This window comes from Streptomyces griseoflavus (genome assembly GCF_014649995.1).
Lineage (GTDB): Bacteria > Actinomycetota > Actinomycetes > Streptomycetales > Streptomycetaceae > Streptomyces > Streptomyces griseoflavus.
On record NZ_BMUC01000001.1, the window covers coordinates 945,224 to 969,386 of the forward strand.

At 73.8% G+C, this 24,163-nt stretch carries 20 protein-coding genes; 12 read left to right on the forward strand and 8 right to left on the reverse strand.

The window, feature by feature from the left end:
* The first annotated feature begins 8 nt into the window (after positions 1-8).
* The 5 genes from IE172_RS04150 (at position 9) to IE172_RS04170 (ending at position 4,800) form a co-directional block, all read left to right on the forward strand.
* Positions 9-1,250 carry an NAD(P)/FAD-dependent oxidoreductase gene (locus IE172_RS04150; RefSeq protein WP_190095658.1) on the forward strand — a complete coding sequence of 414 codons (1,242 nt, stop codon included), beginning with the start codon at positions 9-11 and terminating at the stop codon, positions 1,248-1,250.
* Positions 1,251-1,341: 91 nt separating this feature from the next.
* Positions 1,342-1,707 (forward strand): Rv2175c family DNA-binding protein, encoded by a 366-nt coding sequence (locus IE172_RS04155; RefSeq protein WP_190095659.1) that lies wholly within the window; start codon positions 1,342-1,344, stop codon positions 1,705-1,707.
* A 389-nt stretch (positions 1,708-2,096) separates the two neighbouring features.
* Positions 2,097-2,759: a thiamine phosphate synthase gene (gene thiE, locus IE172_RS04160; protein WP_190095660.1), complete on the forward strand. Its 663-nt coding sequence runs from the start codon at positions 2,097-2,099 to the stop codon at positions 2,757-2,759.
* 107 nt (positions 2,760-2,866) lie between these two features.
* Positions 2,867-3,790, forward strand: a complete 924-nt coding sequence (metF, locus tag IE172_RS04165) for a methylenetetrahydrofolate reductase [NAD(P)H] (RefSeq protein ID WP_190095661.1) — start codon at positions 2,867-2,869, stop codon at positions 3,788-3,790.
* A 56-nt stretch (positions 3,791-3,846) separates the two neighbouring features.
* Positions 3,847-4,800, forward strand: coding sequence for an SCO2102 family sporulation regulator (locus tag IE172_RS04170; RefSeq protein ID WP_190095662.1), 954 nt, complete (start codon positions 3,847-3,849; stop codon positions 4,798-4,800).
* Between the two features lie 7 nt (positions 4,801-4,807).
* On the opposite strand, the gene IE172_RS04175 is transcribed toward IE172_RS04170, so the two are convergent.
* The 4 genes from IE172_RS04175 to IE172_RS04190 all read right to left on the reverse strand — a co-directional run bounded on the left by IE172_RS04175 (position 4,808) and on the right by IE172_RS04190 (position 10,220).
* A complete protein-coding gene (locus tag IE172_RS04175) occupies positions 4,808-6,322 on the reverse strand; it encodes a phytoene desaturase family protein (RefSeq protein ID WP_190095663.1) in 1,515 nt (504 codons plus the stop codon).
* 424 nt (positions 6,323-6,746) lie between these two features.
* Positions 6,747-7,376: a TetR/AcrR family transcriptional regulator gene (locus IE172_RS04180; protein WP_190095664.1), complete on the reverse strand. Its 630-nt coding sequence runs from the start codon at positions 7,374-7,376 to the stop codon at positions 6,747-6,749.
* Positions 7,377-7,411: 35 nt separating this feature from the next.
* Positions 7,412-9,496 carry a YhgE/Pip family protein gene (locus IE172_RS04185; protein ID WP_190095665.1) on the reverse strand — a complete coding sequence of 695 codons (2,085 nt, stop codon included), beginning with the start codon at positions 9,494-9,496 and terminating at the stop codon, positions 7,412-7,414.
* A complete protein-coding gene (locus tag IE172_RS04190) occupies positions 9,468-10,220 on the reverse strand; it encodes an ATP-binding cassette domain-containing protein (RefSeq protein ID WP_190095666.1) in 753 nt (250 codons plus the stop codon). The genes IE172_RS04185 and IE172_RS04190 overlap by 29 nt, the downstream gene beginning before the upstream one ends.
* A gap of 175 nt (positions 10,221-10,395) precedes the next feature.
* On the opposite strand from IE172_RS04190, the gene IE172_RS04195 reads away from it, so the two are divergent.
* The 3 genes from IE172_RS04195 to IE172_RS04205 all read left to right on the forward strand — a co-directional run bounded on the left by IE172_RS04195 (position 10,396) and on the right by IE172_RS04205 (position 12,626).
* Positions 10,396-10,989, forward strand: a complete 594-nt coding sequence (locus IE172_RS04195) for an SAV_6107 family HEPN domain-containing protein (RefSeq protein ID WP_190095667.1) — start codon at positions 10,396-10,398, stop codon at positions 10,987-10,989.
* Between the two features lie 176 nt (positions 10,990-11,165).
* Positions 11,166-11,936: a methyltransferase gene (locus IE172_RS04200; protein ID WP_190095668.1), complete on the forward strand. Its 771-nt coding sequence runs from the start codon at positions 11,166-11,168 to the stop codon at positions 11,934-11,936.
* 288 nt (positions 11,937-12,224) lie between these two features.
* Entirely contained in the window at positions 12,225-12,626 is a 402-nt protein-coding gene (locus IE172_RS04205; protein WP_190095669.1) for an SCO2097 family morphological protein, read from the forward strand.
* Between the two features lie 328 nt (positions 12,627-12,954).
* Here the strand turns inward: IE172_RS04205 and IE172_RS04210 are convergent, their stop codons facing one another.
* From IE172_RS04210 to IE172_RS04225, 4 genes are all read right to left on the reverse strand, one after another.
* Positions 12,955-15,342: a transglutaminase TgpA family protein gene (locus tag IE172_RS04210; protein ID WP_190095670.1), complete on the reverse strand. Its 2,388-nt coding sequence runs from the start codon at positions 15,340-15,342 to the stop codon at positions 12,955-12,957.
* Positions 15,342-16,703 carry a DUF58 domain-containing protein gene (locus IE172_RS04215; RefSeq protein WP_190095671.1) on the reverse strand — a complete coding sequence of 454 codons (1,362 nt, stop codon included), beginning with the start codon at positions 16,701-16,703 and terminating at the stop codon, positions 15,342-15,344. Before IE172_RS04215 ends, IE172_RS04210 begins: the two co-directional genes overlap by 1 nt.
* Positions 16,703-17,740 (reverse strand): AAA family ATPase, encoded by a 1,038-nt coding sequence (locus IE172_RS04220; RefSeq protein WP_190095672.1) that lies wholly within the window; start codon positions 17,738-17,740, stop codon positions 16,703-16,705. The genes IE172_RS04215 and IE172_RS04220 overlap by 1 nt, the downstream gene beginning before the upstream one ends.
* Positions 17,741-18,002: 262 nt before the next feature.
* Positions 18,003-18,545, reverse strand: coding sequence for a beta-class carbonic anhydrase (locus IE172_RS04225; RefSeq protein ID WP_190095673.1), 543 nt, complete (start codon positions 18,543-18,545; stop codon positions 18,003-18,005).
* A 420-nt stretch (positions 18,546-18,965) separates the two neighbouring features.
* Here IE172_RS04225 and rsmH point away from each other — a divergent pair, with 420 nt between their 5' ends.
* The 4 genes from rsmH to IE172_RS04245 all read left to right on the forward strand — a co-directional run bounded on the left by rsmH (position 18,966) and on the right by IE172_RS04245 (position 24,160).
* Positions 18,966-19,922: a 16S rRNA (cytosine(1402)-N(4))-methyltransferase RsmH gene (rsmH, locus tag IE172_RS04230; RefSeq protein ID WP_190095674.1), complete on the forward strand. Its 957-nt coding sequence runs from the start codon at positions 18,966-18,968 to the stop codon at positions 19,920-19,922.
* 70 nt (positions 19,923-19,992) lie between these two features.
* Positions 19,993-20,502 carry a cell division protein FtsL gene (gene ftsL, locus IE172_RS04235; RefSeq protein WP_190095675.1) on the forward strand — a complete coding sequence of 170 codons (510 nt, stop codon included), beginning with the start codon at positions 19,993-19,995 and terminating at the stop codon, positions 20,500-20,502.
* Positions 20,503-20,507: 5 nt separating this feature from the next.
* On the forward strand, positions 20,508-22,469 hold the full coding sequence (locus IE172_RS04240) for a peptidoglycan D,D-transpeptidase FtsI family protein (RefSeq protein WP_306432774.1): 1,962 nt from the start codon (positions 20,508-20,510) through the stop codon (positions 22,467-22,469).
* Between the two features lie 170 nt (positions 22,470-22,639).
* Positions 22,640-24,160 (forward strand): UDP-N-acetylmuramoyl-L-alanyl-D-glutamate--2,6-diaminopimelate ligase, encoded by a 1,521-nt coding sequence (locus IE172_RS04245; RefSeq protein ID WP_190096007.1) that lies wholly within the window; start codon positions 22,640-22,642, stop codon positions 24,158-24,160.
* Positions 24,161-24,163: the final 3 nt, after the last annotated feature.

The window sequence follows — 24,163 nt, forward strand, 5'->3', positions numbered from 1 at the left end:
GTGATCGGGTGAGCGAGCAGACGCAGGAACCGGGACGGTCCGCACCGCGGCGGGTGGTGGTGGCGGGCGCGGGCATGGCCGGCGTGCAGACCGCGGCCGCCCTGCGGGAGCAGGGATTCACCGGCACCGTGACACTGATCGGCGCGGAACCCCACCAGCCCTACGACCGGCCGCCGTTGTCCAAGGCGGTGCTGCTCGGCAAGGCCGAGGACTCCGCCTTCGACCTCGACTTCGAGGAACTCGGCATCGAACTGCGGCTCGGCTGCGAGGTGCTGGGCCTGCGCCCCGGCGACCACGAACTGGACACCGAGGCCGGGCCCGTCCCCTACGACGCGCTGGTGATCGCCACCGGAGCGGAACCGGTGCGGCTGCCGGGGGCGGAAGGTGTCCCCGGCGTGCATCTGCTGCGCACCCTGGACGACGCCGAGCGGCTGCGGCCGGTGCTCGCGCGGCAGCACGACATCGTGGTGGTGGGCGCGGGCTGGATCGGCGCGGAGTTCGCCACCGCGGCCCGGGAGGCGGGCTGCGCGGTCACCGTCGTCGAGGCCGGGGAGCGGCCACTGGCCGAGGCGCTGCCCGCCGAGGTGACCGCCCCGATGACCGCCTGGTACGCCGAGGCGGGTGTCACGCTGCGCACGCACACGCGGGTGGAGCGCGTCGAGGCGGACGCCGTGGTCCTGGACGACGGCACGCGGCTGCCCGCGGGTGCGGTGGTCGTCGGCATCGGGGCCCGCCCCGCCACGGCCTGGCTGGCGGGCTCCGGAGTCGTCCTCGGGGAGCGCGGCGAGGTCGTCGCCGACCGCCGCCTGACGACCTCCGTGCCGGACGTGTACGCGGTCGGCGACTGCGCGTCCTTCCCGTCCGGGCGCTACGGCGAGCGTCTGCTGGTCCACCACTGGGACAACGCCCTCCAGGGGCCGCGCACCGTCGCCGCGAACATCGTGGGCGGCCCCGCCGGCCGGGAACCGGCGGTGTACGACCCGGTGCCGTACTTCTGGTCCGAGCAGTTCGGGCGGTTCGTCCAGTACGCGGGACACCACGCCGACGCCGACCGCACGGTGTGGCGCGGGGACCCGGCCGGGGCCGCGTGGAGCGTCTGCTGGCTGCGGGAGTCCCGCCTGGTCGCGCTGCTCGCGGTGGGGCGGCCCCGGGACCTGGCGCAGGGGCGCCGGCTGATCGAGGCGGGCACGGCGATGGACGCGGAACTGCTGGCGGACCCGGCGCGTCCGCTGAAGTCCGCGACGGCCTGACCCGCCCCGGGCCGGTGGGTGCGGCCGACGCGTCCGCCCAGGTGGCGGGGGCTGACTTCCGACTGTCAGCGGCAGGTGGCAGGCTTGTCCCGTGACCGAGATTGACGCAAAGATCGATGCTCTCGTCCCCGCCTGGCTCACTCTCCCCGACATCGCCGAGCAGTTCGGCGTCGAGGTGACGCGCGTCCGGCAGCTGGTCAAGGAGGGCCAGCTCATCGCCGTACGCCGGGGTGAGAACCGCGCACTGCACGTGCCCGCGGCCTTCGTCGACGGGGACAAGGTGGTCAAGGGCCTGACCGGGACCCTGACGCTCCTGCGGGACGACGGCTTCACGGTCGAAGAGATGCTGGAGTGGCTCTTCACCCCCGACCCGACCCTGCCCGGCACCCCCGCGCAGGCGCTGAGCGAGAACCGCGGCACGGAGGTGAAGCGCCGGGCCCAGGCACTCGCGGTCTGACCCGCACCCGACAGGTCCGGGCGGGCCCGGCAGGTCCGGGCGGGCCCGGCAGGATCCCGCCCGGCCGCCGCCCGCCCGGCCGGACGAGCCCGGCGGTGACCCGCCGGACCGGGCCGCCCGTACCGCACCCGCGTCCCGAGGGCCGACCGTGGGCCTGCGTGCCACGGCCGCCCTCCTCCCGGCGCGGTGAGCCGCGCCGGGAGGAGGCCCGCATACGCCGGCCGGGCCGCCCTCCGCCGGGCGGGAACACCCACGCACGACCCACCGGGCGGGTACGCCCGTCCACGGCCCACCGGGCGGGTACGCCCGTCCACGGCCCACCGGTGGCCCCGGCGGAGACCCGTCGGGCCCGTCCGGTGGGCACGTCCACCACATCCTGGGGGGAACCTATGACCGACACCGAACGCGGCCGGCTCGCCGGCGCCCGGGTCTACCTGTGCACCGACGCGCGCAAACGGCAGGGGGACCTTCCCGAGTTCCTGGACGCGGTGCTGGCCGGCGGGGTCGACATCGTGCAGCTGCGCGACAAGGGCATGGAGGCCGCCGAGGAGCTGGAGCACCTGGCCGTCCTCGCCGACGCCTGCGCCCGGCACGGCAAGCTGCTCGCGGTCAACGACCGCGCGGACGTCGCCCACGCCGCCGGCGCCGACGTCCTCCACCTCGGCCAGGGCGACCTCCCCGTCCCCGCCGCCCGCGCCGTCCTGGGCGACGACATCCTGATCGGCCGCTCCACCCACGCCGAGTCCGAGGCCGCCGCGGCCGCCGTCCAGCCCGGCGTGGACTACTTCTGCACCGGCCCCTGCTGGCCCACCCCCACCAAGCCCGGCCGCCACGCCCCCGGCCTGGACCTCGTGCGGTACACCGCCGCCCTGGGCACCGACCGGCCCTGGTTCGCCATCGGCGGCATCGATCTCGGCAACCTCGACGAGGTGCTGGACGCGGGCGCCCGGCGGATCGTCGTGGTCCGCGCGATCACCGACGCCGACGACCCGGGAGCGGCGGCGGCCGAGTTCGCCGAGCGGCTGCGGCAGGCGGCTCCGGACGCCGGATGACCCCGGCGCGTCTCAGATCTGTCCAAAGGGTGGACGGCAAGTCGACAAATAGGACAAATATCCCGCTTTTGGTTGGGGGACCGCGACGCCCTGGCTAACCTGCCGGTATGGCCCTCGGAACCGCATCCACCAGGACTGACCGCGCACGCACCGTGCGCGACATGCTCGCCGCAGGCAAGACGACGTACTCCTTCGAGTTCTCGGCGCCGAAAACCCCCAAGGGTGAGCGGAACCTGTGGAGCGCGCTGCGCAGGGTCGAGGCGGTCGCCCCGGACTTCGTCTCCGTGACCTACGGCGCGGGCGGCTCCACCCGCGCCGGCACGGTCAGGGAGACCGAGCAGATCGCCGCCGACACCACCCTCACCCCGGTCGCCCACCTCACCGCGGTCGACCACTCCGTCGCCGAGCTGCGCAACATCATCGGCCAGTACGCCGACGCGGGCATCCGCAACATGCTCGCGGTGCGTGGCGACCCGCCCGGCGACCCCATGGGGGACTGGGTGCCGCACCCGCAGGGCCTCACCTACGCGGCCGACCTCGTCAGGCTCATCAAGGAGTCGGGCGACTTCTGTGTCGGTGTCGCCGCCTTCCCGGAGATGCATCCGCGTTCGGCCGACTGGGACACCGACGTCGCCCACTTCGTCGACAAGTGCCGGGCCGGCGCCGACTACGCGATCACCCAGATGTTCTTCCGCCCCGAGTCGTATCTGCGGCTGCGTGACCGAGTCCACGCCGCGGGCTGCGAAACCCCCGTGATTCCCGAAGTCATGCCGGTGACCAGCGTGAAGATGCTGGAGAGGTTGCCAAAGCTCAGTAACGCGGAGTTCCCCGACGCCCTGAAAGAGCGCATCCTGACAGCGAAGGACGATCCGGCGGCGGTACGCTCCATCGGTATCGACTTCGCCACGGAGTTCTGTGCGCGGTTGCTGGCCGAGGGAGTGCCGGGACTGCACTTCATCACGCTGAACAACTCCACGGCGACGCTGGAAATCTACGAGAACCTGGGCCTGCACCACCCACCGCGGGCCTAGACCGGTCGCACGCACATACGACACACTGCGTAACGACCACTGGGAGAGGGGCGTACATGGGCTGGGCGGTCCTCTACATCGCGTTCGGCATCGTCGCGCTGTGGTTGCTCGGTGAGGTGCTGCTGCAGTACAAGGCGCGGCTGCGCTGGCGGTTGCTCGCCTTCGCCGGCTTCCTCGGCGTCGTGCTGGGCGTGCTGATCCCCTCCGTGATCGTCATCGGACTGGGCGCCGCCGCGTTCGCGGTCGGCCAGACCTACGTCACGCTGTCGTTCCGCCGCGGATTCGCGGCCGGCTGGGCGGTCAACGCGCCGGCGCTGGCCGCCGCCAAGGGCGGCCGCGGCGGACGCGGGCGGCAGGAGCCGACCCTGGAGGTCTCCGACCTGGAGGCGTCCCGCGACGGCTACGGCGACGAGAGCGACGGCCACCGCGACGGCACCGGCTACGGCGTGGACGACGACCACGACCGCGACGACGTGTTCACCCCCGCCCGCCCCGAGCAGATGACGGCCGCGGAGACCACCGCCGTCTACGAACCGCAGCCCATGCCCGACGACACCGGCTCCTACGGCGTCTACGGCGGCGACCCCGGGTACGCGGCCCCGTCCCAGGACCAGTACGCGGCGGCCGCCCAGGGCGCCGACCAGAACAACTACGCCTACGACTACTCCGGTTACGGCCAGCAGCAGGGCTACGACACCACGGGCCAGCAGTACGCCGCCTACTCCGACCCGTACATCGGCAACGCGACGTACGGCGACACGTCCTACGACACCGGCTACGCCGACCCGCAGCAGTACGCCCGGCAACAGGGCTACGGCCAGGACCCGTACACCGCGGGCTACGGCGGCGAGACCCCGGCCGGCGGGCTGTGGGTCCCGCAGCAGCGCACCGCCGACGACCCCTACGGCGGTGAACTCCCGCCGGAGCAGCAGCAGTACCCGTACCAGGGCGACGGGCAGACGCACGGCAACGGCAATGGCAACGGGTACGACGAGCAGTACCGTTTCTGACGCGGCCTCACTGGGAGCCGCGGAAGCCGGGCCCCTCCACGACGAGTCCGGCGACCAGCGCCCCCGACATCCCGGCGTGCGGCAGTCCGCCGCCGGGATGTGACCAGCCGCCCACGCGGTACAGCCCCGGCAGCGGGGTGACGTTCGCCGGAAGCAGGAACCGGCCCCCGCCCGCCGCGAGCGCCGGGGCGGGGATGCCCCCGAGCGCGGCGCCGGTCTCCTCGTCGCCGTCGTCGGGCGTACGGACCTCACGCCACAACACGCGCTCGCGCAGGCCGGGAACGGCTTCCCCGGCGGCCTCGACGACCAGGTCGGCGAACCGCCGGTCGAGGTCGCCCTCCCCCCACTCCTCGTCCGAGGGGACCACGGCGGACACGACCACGGACTCGTGCTCCCCGTCGGGGCGCAGCGCGGGGTCGTCCGGCCGCAGCACGGTCACCGTGGGCCGCACCGGGGACCCGGTGCCGCCGGTGAGGAAGTCCAGCTCGCCGGAGCGGTCGGGGGTGTGCACGACCGTGCGGTGCGGCGCGCCCTCCTCGCGCCGCCCGCGCAGGGCCAGCAGCACGGTGAACCGTCCCGGACGCGACCACTGCCCGGCGAGGTCGGGCCGCACGTCCCCGTCGCCGTACAGCCGGTGCCCGGTCATCCCCTCCAGGCGGTGGTGGTCCACGCCGGCGACCACGATGTCCGCCTCGGCCACCGTCCCGTCGCGGAACTCCACGCCGGCCGCCCGGCCGTCCTTCTCCACGATCCGCGCGGCCTCCGCGCCGAAGACGAACCCGACCCCGCGCGCCAGGCACCGCTCGTACACCGCACGCGCCAGCTCCCGCATCCCGCCGCGCACGTACCAGACGCCGAAGGCGTGCTCCATGTACGGAAGCACCGCGGCGCTCGCCGGGGTCCGGCGGGGATCGAGACCGAACGCCAGGGCGTGGCTCTCCAGCAGGGCGGCCAGCCGGGGATCGCGCAGTTCCCACGCGCCGACCTCGGCGAGCGTGCCCGCCCTGCGGGTGCGCAGCAGCTTCTTGTGGGGAACCGCCGGATAGGGCTCGCGCTCGGCCAGCACCCGCCAGTTGGGCCACAGCGGCTCCTCCAGCAGCGGCCGGCGCGAACGGTCCCAGGCCTCCCGGGCCCGGACCAGGAAGTCGCCCCAGCGCCGGGCGGCGTCCGGGCCGAGCGTCTCCACCAGCGCGGAGACGACACCCGCGCGGGAGGCGTTCGGCAGCGACAGGCGCGTGCCGTCCGGGAACACGTGGTGCGACGACGGGTCGACCTGGACGAGCTCGACGCACTCCTCCAGCGGCTCCCTGCCGGTCTTCAGGAACAGGTCGCGGTAGACGGCGGGCAGCGGGAGCAGCCCCGGCCCGGTGTCGAAGGCGAACCCGTCGCGCTCCACCCGGCGCAGCGCGCCACCGTACGTCTCCGTCCGCTCGTACACCGCCACCCGGTGGCCCGCGACGGCCAGCCGGGCGGCGGCCGCCATCGCGCCCATCCCGGCGCCGATCACCGCAATCCGTGCCATGCCAGGGACTTTATCCGCAGCCCACCGGCGCGCCGTCCCCGAGTACCCGCGCCCCCGCCCGCGTGACCAGCCCGCGGCCGGGAGGGGTGGGGCCGGCCGCGCACACGTGAGTACCCGTACTCAGCCGCCCAGTTGAGTACGTACGCGGATGGGGGCCGGCCTGCGGAAACGAGAGAGTGGGGACCACGGAAAGGGGCGCGGCCCCCGAAACCGGCGGCACGGGGCGCCGGAGCGGGGACCGGGCCCGCGATCCGCTCCTTCCGCCGGCGACGCCGGCGGGAGCGAGGCACGGGGACCCGGGGGACGACCACGACGGGGGTCACGGGGGAACGCACGGGGGAGCAAGGGGAAGGCGCCGGTCCGACCGGTGGCCCGCGGGGGACGCGGCCACCGCCGGACCGGCGCCTTCCCGCGTGCGGCGGGGTCAGCGGCGTCCGCTGACCCGCCCCTGCAGCAGCCGGGACAGCGCCGCGTGCACGTCGTCCAGGGAACGCCCGGGCTGGAACGACTTCCAGTCCAGCGCCGCCACCAGCACCATGCCCACCAGCGCCGCCGCCGTCAGCGGGACGTCGATCTCCTCGCTGAACTCGCCGTTCGCCACACCCTCGTGCAGCACTCCCTCGACCACCGCCACGGCCTGCTGCCGCACCACCAGCAGCGTGGAGTTCCAGGCCCGGTTGGTGCGCCACAGCTCGGCCACGTACAGCTGGGTGAAGGCCGGGTAGCGGTCGATGAAGACCAGCCCCGCGCGGATCATCGCGTCCAGCGCGTCGACCCTGGTGCCGCCCTCGCGGACGGTCCTCTCCGCCGCCTCCCGCAGCGAGGCGGTCAGCAGACCGACCCCGTGCCGCAGCAGCTCCTCGAAGAGGACCGACTTGCTCGCGAAGTTGTAGTAGACGGTGCCCTTCGCCACTCCCGCCCGCTCGGCGATCTCGTCCACGGTGGTGGCCGAGAAGCCCTGCTCGGCGATGAGGGTGACGGCCGCCTCGTAGAGCTTCTGCCGGGTGGCCTCGCGGCGGGCACTGCCGCCCGGCGTGGTGCTACTGCTTTCCATGGCCCTGATTGTCACAGGAGCACCGGCCCGCCCGGTCACAGGCTCAGCTCCGGGTGCAGCCGGGCCGGCGTCCACACCTGGCGGCGGCGGGCCGCCAGCGCGGTCAGCGCCAGGGCACCCGCGGTGAAGGCCGCCAGCACGGCGCAGGCCTGCCACACCGGCCCGAGGCCACCGCCCGTGATCAGCCGCCTCAGCGCCTCGACGACGTAGCTCATCGGCAGGAACGGGTGCAGCGCGTTGAAGAACGGCGGACTCGTCTGGACGGGGTACGTGCCGCCCGCCGAGGTCAGCTGGAGCATCAGCAGGGCGAGGACGAGGATGCGGCCGGCCGCGCCGAAGCGCGCGTTCAGCCACTGCACGATCGCCGCGAAGCAGGCCGTCACCAGGAACAGGAAGCCCACCGTCCCGGCCGCCCGGACCATCTGCAGCCCGAGCGCCCAGTGCAGCACCGACATCAGGGCCACCGTCTGCAGCACCCCGATCGCCACCACGGGCAGCCAGCCCGCCAGCGCGATCCGCCAGGCCGAGGCGCCCGCCGCCAGCGCGCGCCGGTTCATCGGCGCGATCAGCATGTACGCCACCATCGCGCCCACCCACAGCGACAGCGGGATGAAGTACGGGGCGAAACCGGTGCCGTAGTTCGCCGCCTTGTGCGCGTCGCCGGAGACCAGCCGCACCGGGTCGGCCATCACCTCGGTGCGCCGGTCACGGTCCGCCTCGTCGTAGTCGGGGATCCTCGCGGCACCGTCGTGCAGGCCGCCGGCCAGTTCGCCGGAGCCGTCGACGAGCTTGTACAGGCCGCCCTCGAGGTCGTCCGCGCCGGTCTTCAGTTCGCCGACGCCCTTGTCCAGCTTCTCCGCGCCGGTCTCGGCGGTGCCGAGACCCTTGGTGAGCTTCTTCGCGCCGGCCGCGACCTTGCCCGCCCCGGTGTTCAGCTTGTTGATCCGGGCGACGGCGTCGTCGAGGTCCTCGGAGAGGTGGGGGGCGCGTTCGGCCAGCGCCCCCGCCTGCTTCTCCAGGCCGGCGAGCTGCCCGTCTAGCTTCTTCCACTCCGCGCGGTGGTCGGTGACCAGCGAACCGACGTCCTCGGCGACGTCCGCCGCCGTGGCCGCCGCGTCCCTGGCCTTCTTCAGGTCCGGGCAGGCGGGATCGGGCGGGGAGGCGTCCTCGCAGCGCGTCCTGTGGACGCCGTCCACGGCGGTGGAGGCCGCGCGGGCGTCCTTGGCGGCGGCCGGGGCCCGCTCCTTCAACGCGTCGAGGTCGTCGCGGAGCCGGCCGGCCGAGCCGGCGACGAACCGCGCGGTGTCGCCGATGGCCTTCTCGTCGTCCTTCAGGAGCGGTCCCACGGCCGCGTCGACCGCGTTCACCTTGTCGGCGAGTCTGCGCGTCCCGTCCGCGACCTTCCGGGAGCCGTCCGCCACGTCGTCCGCGCCGTCGTGGAGGTCCTTCAGGCCCCGGGAGAGCTTGCCGCTGCCCTTGCGGGCGTCGGTGAGGCCGTCGGCCAGGTCCTTCGACCCCTTCTCCGCCTTCCCGATGCCGCCGTTCAGCTCGTCGGCGCCCTTCGCCGCCTTCACCGTCTCGCCGTGGATGTCGGAGAACGAGACGAAGATCCTGTCCAGGAAGGAGCGGGAGGTCTTGGTGGACGCGGCCCTCCGCACCTCGCCGAAGACCGTCCGGGAGATCTGTCCGACGATGTAGTTGTTGGCGTCGTTCGTCCGCACCCGCAGGGCGCCGGTCTCGGGGGAGTCGCCCGAACTGGAGGCGATGCGGCGGCTGAAGTCGGCCGGCACGGTCAGCGACAGGTAGTAGGTGCCGTCCTCGACCCCGCGCCTGGCCTCCCGCGCGCTCACCTCCCGCCAGTCGAAGGTGCCGCTGTCGCGCAGGCCCTCGGCGATGTCGTCGCCCGCGGTGATCCGCCCGCCGTCCGCACTCGCCCCCTCGTCGTCGTTCACGAGCGCCACCGGGATGCGGTCCAGACGCCCGTACGGATCCCAGAACGACCACAGGTACAGGGCGCCGTAGAGCAGCGGCAGCACCAGCAGGGCGACCAGCGCCGCGCGCGGCAGGGTGCCCCGGCCGAAGCGCCGGAGCTCAAGAGCGGCCAGTCGCGGCGAGCGCATCGGCTGCCTCCTCCTTCGCCTCGTCGTGCGGGCCGGCCGCGGTACGGACGACGACCGCGTCGCCCGGTGCCTCGCCGCACACGGCCAGCACCGTGGTGCCGGTGCCGGCGACGGACCTCAACAGGGCCCAGATCTCCTCCCGTTCGGCGGGGGAGAGCTTCAGATCCGTGTCGTCCACCCCGAGCAGCCGGGGGCGCCCCAGCAGCGCCAGGGCGACCGACAGCCGCAGTGCCTGGGTCCGCTCCAGGTCCCGTACGGCCGTCCGCGGGCCCTTGGGCAGGGCCGCGGGGTCCAGGCCGGCCGTGCTCAGGGCGGTGTCCACGCGTTTCCTCTCCTCCCGCGCCCGCTCACCGCGCGCACGCGGCGTGAACCCGGTGGACGAGCCGCCGAACCGGCGTTGCAGCAGCGCCTGTTCACGCAGGTGCTCGCCGACGGTGAACGCCGGGTCGAGCTCGGTCACCCCGGCGACGTGGGCGAGGGCGCTGCGGCGGCGTACGGCGGCCATCCGCCGGGGCAGTTCCAGGCCGCCGACGGCGGCCGATCCCTCCGTGGGCCGCATCCGCCCGGTGAGCGCGAGCAGCAGGCAGGTGCGGCCCGAACCGGACGGCCCCTCCACCGCGATCAGCGATCCTGCCTCCGCGTCGGCCGAGACGCCGCGGAACGCCCAGCCCTTCGAGCCCTTCAGGCCGAAGTCGCGGGCCGTGACGGCGAGTCCGTCGTCCACAGTCCCCCCTCTGTCGAGACAATTTGAACTGACTGGTCAGTGCAAAAACTAGCCCGAACGTCCGAGCGAGGCAAAAGCGCAGGTCAGAACGGATTGTCAGTGGCATACCTCACGATGTGCACATACGGCACCCCGTCTCGGGGCGTGCCGTCACGAAGACGACAGGAGGTTCGTCATGGCCAACTCGTCCGCAGCCGCCGCCCGTCGGCGCCGCGCATCCGGCCCTGCCCCCTCACTGAACGGCCCCGCGAGCGACGTCCACCCGGTGCTGCGCCGCGCCGCCGCCCCGCCCGCCGCCCTCGACCTGCTCGCCCAGGCCCGTGCCGGCCTCGACGAGACCACCGTCCTCGAAACGCCGAACGAGCGCTACGCGACGGCCCACCTGGCCGCCCTGCGCACCGCCGCCGCCGTGCTCGCCGCACGCGGCCGGCCCGAGACCTCGCCGAGGGGCCGGGCCAGGATCCGCAGCGCCTGGGACGTGCTCCCCGAGATAGCGCCCGAGCTCACCGAGTGGAGCGCGCTGTTCGCCTCGGGCGCCGGCCGCCGTGCCCGTGCCGAGGCGGGCATCCAGGGCGCCGCGACCGCCCGCGACGCCGACGACCTGATACGGGACGTGACGATGTTCCTCCGCCTGGTCGAGCGCATGCTGGTGCTCCAGCCGATCCTGCCGCCGCCGCGCGCCGACGGCGGCGGCGAGACGCCCCGGGGGCGCGGAGCCGTACCGGCGGGCGGTTCCGCCGCGGAGCGGGAGGGAGGCCTGGGAGCGTAGCCCCCGGCGACGGGACCGGAAGGGGCGGCGGGGGCGCATCGCCGAGAAGGCCCCGCCGCGGGCCCCGGGCGGGTGACCGGGACGCGCGCCGCAGGCCATAGGGTGGACGGCACAGCACCCCCGTCCCGACCGCCCCGCCGCACACCCCGGCGGAGCCCCGCCGAGGAGTCACTACCGTGTCGGACCCGATGCGACCCCGCGCCGCTCTCCGTACCGCCGTGGTCTGGGAGGTCCTTCAGGACGCCCTGGAACGCCGGGTCCGGGCGACAGGACGACAGGCGCTCGACATCCTCGACACCGGCGGCGGCAGCGGCAACTTCGCCGTGCCCCTCGCCCGTCTCGGCCACCGGGTGACCGTCGTGGACCCCAGCCCCAACGCCCTGTTCGCCCTGGAGCGCCGCGCGGCCGAGGAGGGTGTCGCCGACCGGGTCCGAGGCGTCCAGGGCGACGCCCACGGCCTCTTCGACGTGGCCGAGCGCGGCGGCTACGACGTCGTGCTCTGCCACGGCGTGCTGGAGTACGTCGACGACCCCGCCGAGGGCGTCCGCAACGCGGTGGCCGCGCTGCGCCCCGAGGGCGTCCTGAGCCTCCTCGCCTCGGGCCTGGGCGGCGCGGTACTCGCCCGCGCCCTCGCCGGTCACTTCACGGAGGCCAGGCAGGCGCTCGACGACCCGAACGGCCGATGGGGCACCGGCGACCCCATGCCGCGCCGCTTCACCGCCGAACAGCTCACCGCGCTGGTGGAGGGCGCGGGCCTGCGGATCGGCGCCGTGCACGGCGTACGGGTCTTCGCCGACCTCGTCCCCGGCGTGCTCGTGGACACCGAGCCGGGCGCCCTGGACGCCCTGCTGAGGCTGGAGGCCGCGGCGGCCGAGCTCGCCGCGTTCCACTCCGTGGCCACCCAGCTCCATGTGCTCGGTGAGACGCGAGAGGCCCGGGGGGCCTGAGCCGCGACCGGGGCGCGCCGCTGATCAGCGACGCGTCCGGCGGTCCCGCTGTGCATGGAGTGCGCCACAGGCCCCCCGAATGGCGGCTGGGCGCCGTATGATCGAGGGAGACCGCCCGGCATGACGGGCCGGCCGCCGGGGAATGAGAAGCCTCAGCGGGCCGGCACGTGGTGGTGGGTACCGGTTGGCCAATTGGCGTAGAGGGGCGGGTTTCACGGGGGCGATTCCCTGCCTATCCTGAAGGGACCCCCCGGGTCGCCCCGGCGACTGCACGATGAGGAGGACTCCGTGCCGCTCTCGGAGCACGAGCAGCGCATGCTCGAGCAAATGGAGCGAGCGCTGTACGCCGAAGATCCCAAGTTCGCGACGGCGCTCGAGGGAAGCGGACTGCGTACGTACACCCGGCGACGGGTCTACCAGGCGGTCGCGGGCTTCCTCGTGGGTATTGCGCTCCTCATGGCCGGTATGGTCGCCCAGCAGGTCTGGCTCAGTGTCGTGGGATTCCTCGTGATGCTGGGCTGCGCCGTACTCGCGGTGACCGGCTGGCGCAAGGCCCCCAAGCCGGGCGAGCAGGGCGCCGGTGCCGGTACCGCCCCGCAGGCGGGGCGTCAGGGAAGACAGCGTCGCTCCATGATGAACCGCATCGAGGATCGGTGGCAGCGGCGCCGGGACGAGCAGGGCGGGCGCTAGGTCCGCCCTCTGGCGCATCGAGACATGGTCGAGGGGGTGACCACCCGCGTGGTGGTCACCCCCTCGACCATGTCTGCCTCAGGGCGGCCCGCGCTGCCGGGCCCTCCGCCCCGCGCTGCCGGCCCCGGACACCCGGCGCCCCTGTCCGGCCCGGGAGCGGCGCACCGCCCGCCACGAGGTGCCGCCCCGCTCTCGTCTCCGCTCCGGCGCGAGGCAGGCACTCCTTCCTGCCCGTCCATGGGCGCGACCGGCCGGCGGGACGCCCCGACCAAGCCCACGACGCCGCCCACGGGCCCGCGGTGATGACCCGCGGACCCGTGGGCCGCTGTCAGCCCTGCTGGCGGGACGGGCGGCGCCAGGCCGGGCGGAAGGACAGCAGGCGGGCCCGCAGGTCCGACCACCGGGCCGACAGCGCCCAGGCGACCCGGACCACCGACCGCGGCGCCAGAACCGCGCGCAGCCGTTCCCGCCGGCCGGCCGAGGCACGCAGCCCCGCGATCACCCGGCGCACCTCGTCGGCCAGACCCGCCACCGGCCGCGGTCGCGGCGCGTAGAGGATCTGCTCCACCGCGTCGGCGACCCGGTGCACCGCAGTCGCCGCGTCCTGGTCGAGACGGCCCAGCCGCACGATCCGGGCGGCCGCGCCACGCGGGGTCAGCGACTCGTCCGGCGAGATGCCGTGGTCCCACGCGGTGTCCGTCAGCTCGTCCCACAGGGCCAGCACGTACGGCGCCGCGTCCGCCTCCGACCGGCCGTGCCCGCCGAGCCGCACCGCCCGGACGCGCAGCCGCCACAGCACCGGCGACAGCGGCAGCGCCAGCACGGCGAGACCGGCCAGCGCCCACAGCAGCAGCCCGTACCACTTCGGTCCGTCACCGCCCGCGGGCAGCGCCACCTGCGGCGATTCGCTGCCGCACCCGTCCAGCCTCCTGCGCTCCGGCGAGCAGCTCTCGCTCTGCGAGGGCGCCGCGGACGACTCCTCCGGCGCGGCCTGGGACGGCCGGGCCGGATCGGGCACCGAACTGTCGGCGGCCTCCGGCACGGTGTACGACGGTGTCGAACCCCGGGTCGGGGTCGGCTCGAAGCGGGTCCAGCCCACGCCCTCGAAGTACAGCTCCGGCCAGGCGTGCGCGTCCCTCAGCCCGACCGCGACCGTGCCGTCCGCCTGCGGGGTGCCGGGCGCGAAACCCACCGCGACCCGCGCCGGAATGCCCAGCGAGCGGGCCATCGACGCCATGGCGAAGGAGTAGTGCACACAGAAGCCCTGCTTGTCCCGCAGGAAACGAGCGATCGCCTGCGAACCGCTGCCGACGTCGACCTGGGTGTCGTACTCGAACCCGCCGTTCAGCGTGAAGTACTCCTGGAGCTTGACCGCCTGGTCGTAGGCGCTGTCCGCGCCCGCGGTGACGTCACGGGCCGTCCGCGACACCACGGCCGGCAGTGAATCCGGCAGCTCGGTGTACTCGCGCTTCATGGCGGGCGACGGCTCCGGCGCGGCGGCCAGCTGCTCGGCGGTGGGCCGCACGTCGAGGCTGCGCACCTCGTACGACAGACCGCGGGTGTCCTGGCCGTGGTCGCCGACCAGGGTCATGCCGACGGGCTCGTAACGCCACTTGCCGCGGATGCTCACCCCGCTCGGCGGGTACGGCATCGGCAGCCAGGTCTGGCCGTACCAGTCGGCGGTCGAGATCGTCGTGCCGACCTCGGTGCGCCCGATGTCGGGGCCGAGGCCGGGCGGGGTCGGGAAGCGGTTGTCGGGCACCGTCGTGATGGACCGCTTCGACGGCTTCCACGTGGTGCCGTCGAAGTCGTCCAGGGACACGATCCGCAGGTACAGGTCCGACACGTCCGCCATCTCGGAGCGCACCGACAGCACCTGGCGGTCCTCGTCCACGTTCAGCGAGTCGCGCAGCGACACCAGCGGGTTCACCGCGGAGATCGTGCCGCCCCCGCCGCCGCCCGAGCCGACGCCCGAACCGGTGGGGTCCAGCAGGCCGCCGTTCATCGCGGGCAGGCCCAGCGGCACCACCAGGGCGATGCCGACCGCGAGCACACCGATCCGGCGCCCGGTGCGCACCGGCGCGACGGCACCCGGCTGGTCCTGGCCCGGGCCGCGCGCCGTGCCGCTGAACACCCGGCCCCACTGGGAGAGCCGCTCGCGCCCCTCGGCGAGCAGCAGCATCAGATAACCGGCCGCCGCCAGCAGGAACCACAGCCAGTCGATGCCGTTGTCGGACAGTCCCGCGGCCACCGAGTACAGGGCGAGCAGGGGGAGCCCGGCCGGGGCCGCGCTGCGGAAGGTCACCGCCAGGGTGTCCACCAGCAGGCCGATCACCAGGACCCCGCCGACCAGCATCAGCCGGATGCCGTCGGACAGCGGTGCCGGGATCGCGAACCGGTTGACGTCGTCGGCGCCCTGCTCCAGCAGCTCGGCGAAGAAGCCGAAGGCGTCCGGCCCGGGTATCAGCCCCGCCAGGGCGTGCTCACGCGCGAAGAACAGGGTCAGCAGCATCAGCGTCACGAGGACCTGCGCCGCCACGGTCACCGGCCGCGCCAGCGGTATCCGCCGGGCCGCCGCGCCCACGCCCGACTGCACGCCCAGCAGCAGCGCCGACTGGACGATCCAGGTCGCCGAGTCGACCAGCGGCAGCAGGGCGCACGCCGCCATGAGTGTGGCCGCCCACGCACAGAGGGCCAGCCTCGCCCGCCCGCTCATCACGGTCCCTCCCCACCGCTCGCCGCGGCCAGGCCCGACCGCTCCCGGTCCGCCTGCCGCCACAGCTCGTCCAGCGAGGCACCCCGCGGCACTCCCAGGGCGGTCCAGCCCGCCTCGCGCAGCATCCGCAGCCGCTCCTCGCCCTCGTCCGACGGGCCGGGCACCTCGGCCGGTTCGCGCAGCCAGGCCCCGCTGTCCAGGACGAACGCCAGGGCGCCGCCGCTGCGGTGACGCATCCGGGCCAGCACCGCGGCCTGCTCCTCGTCGAGGTCGCCGAGGAAGGCCACCAACAGCCCCTCCCCGCCACCGCGCAGCACGTCGTAGGCACGGGACAGCCCGTCCTCGTCGGAGTGGTCCACCACGGCGAGGGTGTCCATCATCAGCCCGGCCGCGTCCGCCGACTCCTGGTTCGCCCCCGCGAAACCGTCGGACCCCTCACCCGGCACCGACGTGCCGGTGTCGGTCAGCAGCCGCACCGAGAAGCCCCGCTCCAGCATGTGCACCAGCACCGAGGCCGCGCCGGACACCGCCCACTCGAACGCCGAGTCCGGTCCCGCGCCCTCGTAGGCCACGGCCCGGGTGTCCAGCAGCACCGTGCACCCGGCGCGCTGCGGCTGCTCCTCGCGGCGCACCATCAGCTCGCCGTAGCGGGCGGTGGAACGCCAGTGCACCCGGCGCAGGTCGTCGCCGTAGCGGTAGCCGCGCGGGATCACGTCGTCCTCGCCGGCCAGGGCCAGCGACCGCTGCCGCCCGTCCCCGTACCCCTTCGCCTCGCCGCTCAGCCGCACCGGCGGCAGCGGCTCCACGCGCGGGATCACCGTCAGCGTGTCGTACGTGGAGAAGGACCGGGTCAGCTCGCACATCCCGAACGGGTCGGACAGCCGCAGTTGCAGCGGGCCCAGCGGGTAGCGGCCGCGCAGGTCGGAGCGGACCCGGTAGGACACCTCGCGGCGGCCGCCCGCCTCCACCCGGTCCAGCACGAACCGCGGACGCGGACCGAGCACGTACGGCACCCGGTCCTGGAGCATCAGCAGGCCCGTGGGCAGCCGGGAGACGTTGTCCATCCGCAGGTGCACCCGTGACTCGGAGCCGGCGGGCACCCGCCCCGGGGAGAGCCGGCGGCTGCCGGCGACACGGTAGCGGGTGCGGTACAGCACCCCCGCGCACACCAGCGGCAGGACCGCCAGCAGCAGCCCCACCCGCAGCAGATCGCTCTGCCCGAGCACGTACGCGCAGACCGCGGCGGCCACACCGGCCGCCAGGAAGGAACGCCCGCGGGTGGTGAGCCCCGCCAGGGCGGTCCTGACGCCGCTCCGGTCGCCCCTGTCGCCCTCGGCGTGGGCCGCGCCGGGGGCGGTCATCACAGCCTCCGGGGCGGCTGCTGGCCGTAGTCCGGGCCACCGCGGCCCAGACCGAACCCGCTCGGCCGGCCGGCCGCCGCGGGCACCGGCGTGCGCTGCAGGATCTCCTGCACCACCTGCTCGGAGGTACGGCGGTTGAGCTGGGCCTGCGCGGTGGGCAGCAGCCGGTGGGCGAGCACGGCGACGGCGAGCGCCTGCACGTCGTCCGGCAGCGCGTACTCCCGGCCGCTGAGGGCCGCGGACGCCTTCGCCGCGCGCAGCAGGTGCAGCGTCGCGCGCGGCGAGGCGCCGAGTCTCAGGTCGGGGTGCGAGCGCGTGGCGGCCACCAGGTCCACCGTGTACCGCCGGACCGCCTCGGACACGTGCACCCCGCGCACCGCCTCGACCAGCTTCACGATCTCGTGCGCGTGCGCCACCGGCTGGAGGTCCTCCAGCGGGGAGGGACCGCCGTGCACGTCCAGCATCTGCAACTCGGCCTCGGCGCTCGGGTAACCGACCGAGACACGGGCCATGAAGCGGTCGCGCTGGGCCTCCGGCAGCGGGTAGGTGCCCTCCATCTCGACCGGGTTCTGTGTCGCCACGACCATGAACGGGCTGGGCAGCTCGTAGGTCTTGCCGTCGATGGTGACCTGGCGCTCCTCCATCGACTCCAGCAGCGCGGACTGCGTCTTCGGCGACGCGCGGTTGATCTCGTCGCCGATCACCACCTGCGCGAAGATGGCTCCCGGCTTGAACTCGAAGTCACGGCGCTGCTGGTCCCAGATGGACACACCCGTGATGTCCGAGGGCAGCAGGTCCGGTGTGAACTGGATCCGCCGCACCGAACAGTCGATCGACCGCGCCAGTGCCTTGGCCAGCATCGTCTTGCCGACGCCGGGGACATCCTCGATGAGCAGATGTCCCTCGGCGAGCAGCACGGTCAGCGAGAGCCGTACGACCTCGGGCTTTCCCTCGATCACGCCTTCCACCGAACTCCGCACGCGCTCCACCACGGCGGTCAGATCAGTGAGGCTCGCTCGATCGTCATAGGTCGTCACCCGGCCCTCCTCGGCCTTTCCCCGCGCTCCGGCAAGGAGCGGGGTCACCCCAAATGTCCCGGGCCGACGCCTTGCTGTGCGGACCGGCCCACCCCGAATCACGGACACCACGCGGGAAAAGTTCCGCGTGGCGCCCCTCACGCATTCTTGCCGCCGTTACCGATTCGTGTCACTCGCCTGTGGACAACTGACAGCGATATGTCAGGTCCTACGACCGGGAACGGCTCCGGAACTCACAGCAGCTCCGGGACGGGCGGCCAGGTCAGGCGGGGTCGACCTCGCGCAGCAGCCCCGACTTCACGTCGAAGACGAATCCGCGCACGTCATCGGTGTGCAGCAGGAACGGGGAGGTCCGCACCCGCTGCATCGACTGGCGCACGTCCTGGTCGACGTCCCGGAAGGCCTCCACGGCCCAGGCGGGGCGCTGGCCCACCTCCATCTCCAGGTCGTGCCGGAACTCCTCGGTGAGGGATTCCAGACCGCAGTTGGTGTGGTGGATGAGGACGACGCTGCGGGTGCCGAGCGCCCGCTGGCTGATGGTCAGCGAGCGGATCACGTCGTCGGTGACGACGCCGCCCGCGTTGCGGATGGTGTGGCAGTCGCCGAGCGAGAGGCCCAGCGCGTCGTGGAGGTCCAGGCGTGCGTCCATGCAGGCGACCACGGCCACGTGCAGCACGGGGCGGGCGTCCATGCCGGGGTCGGTGAAGGCGGACGCGTACTGCTCGTTGGCCTTGACCAGGCGGTCGGTGACCGAGCCGGGGGCGGCGTTCGCGGAGCCTGCGGGAACCGATGCGGAAGTCGTCATACTCATGACGTTAATGGTCAGCAGGGTGCCGGGCCCGTTGTGAGACGGGACAAAGAACAACAGAGATCCTTGTTGTGAGCTAATCCACAGCAGTGGTGTGACTCGCCACCCGGGAACGATCCGCCCGCCGCGTCCCCCGTCCCCTGGCGCGGGCCGCGACGCGCAGGCCGGTTGATTGACCGGGCGGGGGCGTGGACTAAAGTGACGCCCGGCGGGAGGCGAGAGAGCCCGCCGCACCGAAGTCCCCCGGAGGCCCCCGGCCACGACCAGGGGACCTCCCCGCGTGCGCGGAGCGTACGTACGGCTCGGCCTCCTCCCGCCGCCGCTGGGCCGACGCCTTCCGGCGCCGGCTCCCCTTCCCACCGGGGGAGGGCGGGGACCCGGCGGTGCGTGACGCCGCGCCGGATCTGAGAGGGCCCCTTGAGTCAGAGTCGACACGTCCCGGTGATGCTCCAGCGGTGCCTGGACCTGTTGGCACCCGCGCTGGAGCGGCCCGGAGCGGTGGTGGTCGACTGCACCCTCGGCCTCGGCGGCCACAGCGAGGCCCTGCTCCAGCGGTTCCCCGAGGCCCGGCTCGTGGCCCTGGACCGCGACAAGGAAGCCCTGCGCCTGTCCGGCGAGCGGCTCGCCCCCTTCGGCGAGCGGGCCACCCTGGTGCACGCCGTCTACGACGAGCTCCCCGACGTGCTCGACCGCCTCGGCGTCCCGCGCGTCCATGGCGTCCTGTTCGACCTCGGGGTCTCCTCCATGCAGCTCGACGAGGCCGACCGCGGCTTCGCCTACGCCCAGGACGCCCCGCTCGACATGCGCATGGACCAGACCACCGGGGTGAGCGCGGCCGAGGTCCTCAACACCTACCCGCCCGGTGAGCTCGTCCGCATCCTGCGCGCCTACGGCGAGGAGAAGCAGGCCAAGCGGATCGTGGCCGCCGTCGTGCGCGAGCGCGAGAAGGAGCCGTTCACCAACAGCGCGCGCCTGGTCGAGCTGATCCGTGACGCGCTGCCGCAGGCCGCCAAGCGCACCGGCGGCAACCCGGCCAAGCGCACCTTCCAGGCCCTGCGGATCGAGGTCAACGGCGAGTTGTCGGTGCTGGAGCGGGCGATCCCGGCGGCCGTGAAGGCCCTCGACGTGGGCGGGCGGATCGCCGTGCTGGCGTACCACTCGCTGGAGGACCGTCTCGTCAAGCAGGTCTTCGCGGCCGGCGCCGCCACCACCGCCCCGCCCGGACTGCCGGTCGTCCCCGAGCAGTACCAGCCCCGGCTCAAGCTGCTCACGCGCGGTGCCGAACTTCCCACCGAGGAGGAGATCGCCGAGAACCGCCGCGCGGCCCCCGCGCGGCTGCGCGGCGCCGAACGGATCCGGGCGGACGTCGGCTAGGCACGGACGGCACGTGAGGCGGGTGACGGGCCGGGCACACGGTGGGACGAGCGAACCCAGGGGAGCGTGAGTGAGCAGGAAACCCGAACCGCGGGGACGGCCCGAGCTGAGGGGACGGGCGGCCCGGCTCGCGCAGCTCCTGCCCACCGGCCGCGCCCAGGCGGCCCGCACCCCCTTCGTCCTCCTCGTCGTGCTGCTCCTCGGCGGTGGTCTGATCGGCCTGCTGGTGCTGAACTCCGCGCTCAGCGAGGGTGCCTTCCAGCTCGACGACCTCCAGCGGGAGACCAAGGACCTCACCGACGAGGAACAGGCCCTGCAGCGGGACATCGACGCCTACTCCGCACCCGACGCCCTCCAGCGCCGCGCCCGCGAACTCGGCATGGTGCCAGGCGGCGACCCCGCCTTCCTGGACGCCGACGGCAAGGTCAGGGGCGTACCCAGCGCCGCCTCCGCCGTCCGCGCCCCCCTGGTCCTCGCCCCCGAGGCGCTGGCCACCGCGACGGCCCCGCCCCCCACCGGGGCGCCGGGCCCGTCGGCGGCCGCCCCCTCCTCCGCATCGACCCCGACTCCCGGCAGGTGACGGAAGTGTCCGACAGGGAACCGCCCCGCCGCCGGGTGCCCGCACCCGCCAGGTCCGCCCGTCCTGGGACCGTCCGGCGCCCGGGACCCGGCGCCCGCCCGGCCCGGGGACCCGCGGGGCCCCGGCCCGGGGCGCCCAAGGTCATCCGCCTGGGCAGCCCGCGCCCCCGGCTGCGCCTGATCGGCGTGGCCCTGACCCTCGTCCTGCTCGCCTTCGTCGTACGGCTGTTCCAGGTGCAGGCGGTCGACGCGAGCACCTACGCCGGCAAGGCCGAACAGAACCGCTACGTCGGCCAGGTGCTGGCCGCCGAACGCGGCGAGATCACCGACCGCAACGGCGTGGCCCTCGCCACCAGCGAGGACGCCTACGACATCACCGCCGACCCCACGATGTTCGCCCCGGACGAGCTGGAGATCGGTGACGGCCCCGAGCAGGCCGCCGCCCTGCTCGCCCCGATCCTCGGCACCGACCAGGAGGCGCTGGTCAAGAAGCTGCGTCCGGAGAACGAGGCGCTGCGCTACGTCAAGCTGGCCGGCCGCCAGACCCCGCAGGTCTGGAACCAGATCAAGGAACTCAAGCGCGCCCTCGCCAAGAAGGCGGAGCACGACGACTCCACCGTCAACGTCCTGGCCGGTGTCTTCTCCGTGCCCACCAGCAAGCGGGTGTACCCCAACACCGAGCTCGCCGCCGGGATACTGGGCTGGGTCAACGCCGAGGGGGAGGGCGGCGGAGGCATCGAGCTCCAGCTGGACAAGCGGCTGGCCGGCGAGGACGGCAAGATCCGCTACGCCCAGTCGGGCGGCCGTCTGGTGCCGACCGCGGGCGGCTCCACCGAAACCCCGGCCGTGCCCGGCAGCGACATAGAGCTGACCATCCACCGCGACATCCAGTGGGCCGCGCAGAACGCCATCAGCGAGCAGGTGGAGAAGTCCGCGGCCGACCGCGGCTACGTCATCGTCCAGGACACCCGCACCGGCGAGGTCCTGGCCATGGCCAACGCGCCCGGGTTCGACCCCAACAACCTCTCCGAGGCCGATCCCGGGGCGCTCGGCAACGCGGCCGTGCAGGACGCCTTTGAACCCGGCTCCACGGCCAAGGTCCTCTCCATGGCCGCCGTCCTCGAGGAGAACGTCGCCACCCCCGGCACCCACGTCGTCGTGCCCAACCGGCTGCACCGCGGCGACCGGCTGTTCAAGGACGACATCGACCACCCGACCTGGTACCTCACCCTCAACGGCGTGCTCGCCAAGTCCAGCAACATCGGCACCATCCTCGCCACCGGCCAGCTCGGCAAGACCCAGGCCCAGGCCAACAAGGTCCTCTACGACTACCTGCGCAAGTTCGGCCTCGGCAGCCACAGCGGTCTCGGCTTCCCCGGCGAGACCAAGGGCATCCTCGCCCCGCCGGACACCTGGTCCACCTCGCAGCAGTACACGATCCCTTTCGGCCAGGGCGTCTCCGTCAACGCCATGCAGGCCGCCTCCGTCTACTCGACCATCGCCAACGGAGGCGTCCGGATCGAGCCCACGCTCGTACGCGGCTCCAAGGGGCCCGACGGACGCTTCACCCCCGCCCCGAAGCCCGAGAGGACCCGCGTCGTCAGCGAGAAGACGGCGAAGACGCTCGCCCGGATGCTGGAGTCGGTCGTGGACGACGAGGAAGGCACCGGAACCAAGGCACGTATCCCGGGCTACCGGGTAGCGGGGAAGACGGGTACGGCGAACCGCGTGGATCCGGCCACCGGCAAGTACCACGGCTACACGTCGTCCTTCGCCGGGTTCGCACCCGCCGACAAGCCCAGGATCACCGTCTACTGCGTCATCCAGAACGCCACCGAGGGCAGCTACTTCGGCGGCCAGATCTGCGGACCCGTGTACAAGCAGGTCATGGAGTTCGCCCTGAAGACCCTCCAGGTGCCGCCCACCGGGGCGGCCCCCGCCGCCCTCCCGGTCACCTTCACACCCTGACCCGTACCGAGCACCGAGCCACCAGGAACCACCTCGTGACAACGATCACCCCCGACCCCGGGAACCAGAACACCCCTCCCACCTCGCTTGGCCCCTCCACCGCCGCGCCCGGTACGCTCACCGCCGTGCCACACGCTGATCAGTCCCACATCGCCCAGAAGGGTCACCCCGTGACATATCCGGGGCCGCCCCGCCCGGACCGGGTCTCCGCCACACCCCTCGCGGAACTCGCCGGTCAGCTGGGCGCCGCCACGCCGGAGCGGGCGGCCGAGGTCACGGGCATCACCCATGACTCGCGTGCCGTCCGTCCCGGCGACCTGTACGCCGCACTCCCGGGTGCCCGCGCCCACGGCGCCGACTTCGTCACCCAGGCCGCCGGCCTGGGCGCGGTCGCCGTGCTGACCGACCCGTCCGGGGCCGAGCGCGTCGCCGCCGCCGGACTGCCGGCCCTGGTGGTCGACGACCCGCGCGCCCGGATGGGCGAACTGGCCGCCACCATCTACGGCCACCCGGGACGCGACCTGCTCCAGCTGGGCATCACCGGCACCTCCGGCAAGACCACCACCGCCTACCTGGTCGAGGGCGGCCTGAAGACCGTCCGCAGCACGGGACTCATCGGCACCGTGGAGATGCGCATCGGCGACGAGCGCATCAAGTCCGAGCGCACCACGCCCGAGGCCACCGACCTCCAGGCACTGTTCGCCGTGATGCGTGAACGCGGCACCGACGCGGTCGCCATGGAGGTCTCCAGCCACGCTCTGGTCCTCGGCCGGGTCGACGGCTGCGTCTTCGACATCGCCGTCTTCACCAACCTCAGCCCGGAGCACATGGAGTTCCACTCCGGGATGGAGGACTACTTCCAGGCCAAGGCGCAGCTGTTCACACCCGCCCGCAGCCGCTTCGGCGTGGTCAACGTGGACGACGAGTACGGCCGCCGCCTCGTCAAGGAGGCCGGCGTCCCGGTCGTCACCTACTCCGCCGAGGGCCACCCGGACGCGGACTGGCGCGCCGAGGACGTCGAGGTCGGCCCGCTGGACTCGACGTTCACCGTGGCCGGCCCGAAGGGCGAGCGGATCACCGCCCGCTCGCCGCTGCCCGGCCCCTTCAACGTGGCCAACACCCTGGCCGCGATCGTCGCCCTCGCCGCCGCCGGACTCGACCCGCAGGCCGCCGCCGACGGCGTCGCCGCCGTACCCGGGGTGCCGGGCCGGCTGGAGCGCGTGGACGCCGGACAGCCCTACCTCGCGGTGGTCGACTACGCCCACAAGACCGACGCCGTGGAATCGGTGCTGCGCGCCCTGCGCAAGGTCACCGAGGGGCAGGTGCACATCGTGCTCGGCTGCGGCGGCGACCGCGACGTCACCAAACGGGAGCCGATGGGCGCGGCCGCCGCGCGGCTCGCCGACACAGCCGTACTGACCTCCGACAACCCCCGCTCCGAGGACCCCCTCGCGATCCTCGCCGCCATGCTCCAGGGCGCCGCCTCGGTGCCCGCCCACGAGCGCGGCGAGGTGGCGGTCTTCGAGGACCGGGCCGCCGCGATCGCCGCCGCCGTCGCCCGGGCGCGGCCCGGCGACACCGTGCTGGTCGCGGGCAAGGGCCACGAGCAGGGCCAGGACATCGCCGGGGTGGTGCGTCCCTTCGACGACCGCCAGGTGCTGCGCGAAGCCATCAAGAAGACCCAGGGATGAACT

Bases quoted from the DNA above. Each gene is read 5' to 3' on its own strand.
- IE172_RS04180 (WP_190095664.1), bottom strand. From the start codon at position 7,376: ATGGAAAGCAGTAGCACCACGCCGGGCGGCAGTGCCCGCCGCGAGGCC.
- IE172_RS04185 (WP_190095665.1), bottom strand. From the start codon at position 9,496: ATGCGCTCGCCGCGACTGGCCGCTCTTGAGCTCCGGCGCTTCGGCCGG.
- IE172_RS04195 (WP_190095667.1), top strand. From the start codon at position 10,396: ATGGCCAACTCGTCCGCAGCCGCCGCCCGTCGGCGCCGCGCATCCGGC.
- thiE (WP_190095660.1), top strand. From the start codon at position 2,097: ATGACCGACACCGAACGCGGCCGGCTCGCCGGCGCCCGGGTCTACCTG.
- IE172_RS04175 (WP_190095663.1), bottom strand. From the start codon at position 6,322: ATGGCACGGATTGCGGTGATCGGCGCCGGGATGGGCGCGATGGCGGCC.
- IE172_RS04225 (WP_190095673.1), bottom strand. From the start codon at position 18,545: ATGACGACTTCCGCATCGGTTCCCGCAGGCTCCGCGAACGCCGCCCCC.
- IE172_RS04215 (WP_190095671.1), bottom strand. From the start codon at position 16,703: ATGACCGCCCCCGGCGCGGCCCACGCCGAGGGCGACAGGGGCGACCGG.
- IE172_RS04210 (WP_190095670.1), bottom strand. From the start codon at position 15,342: ATGAGCGGGCGGGCGAGGCTGGCCCTCTGTGCGTGGGCGGCCACACTC.
- IE172_RS04170 (WP_190095662.1), top strand. From the start codon at position 3,847: ATGGGCTGGGCGGTCCTCTACATCGCGTTCGGCATCGTCGCGCTGTGG.
- metF (WP_190095661.1), top strand. From the start codon at position 2,867: ATGGCCCTCGGAACCGCATCCACCAGGACTGACCGCGCACGCACCGTG.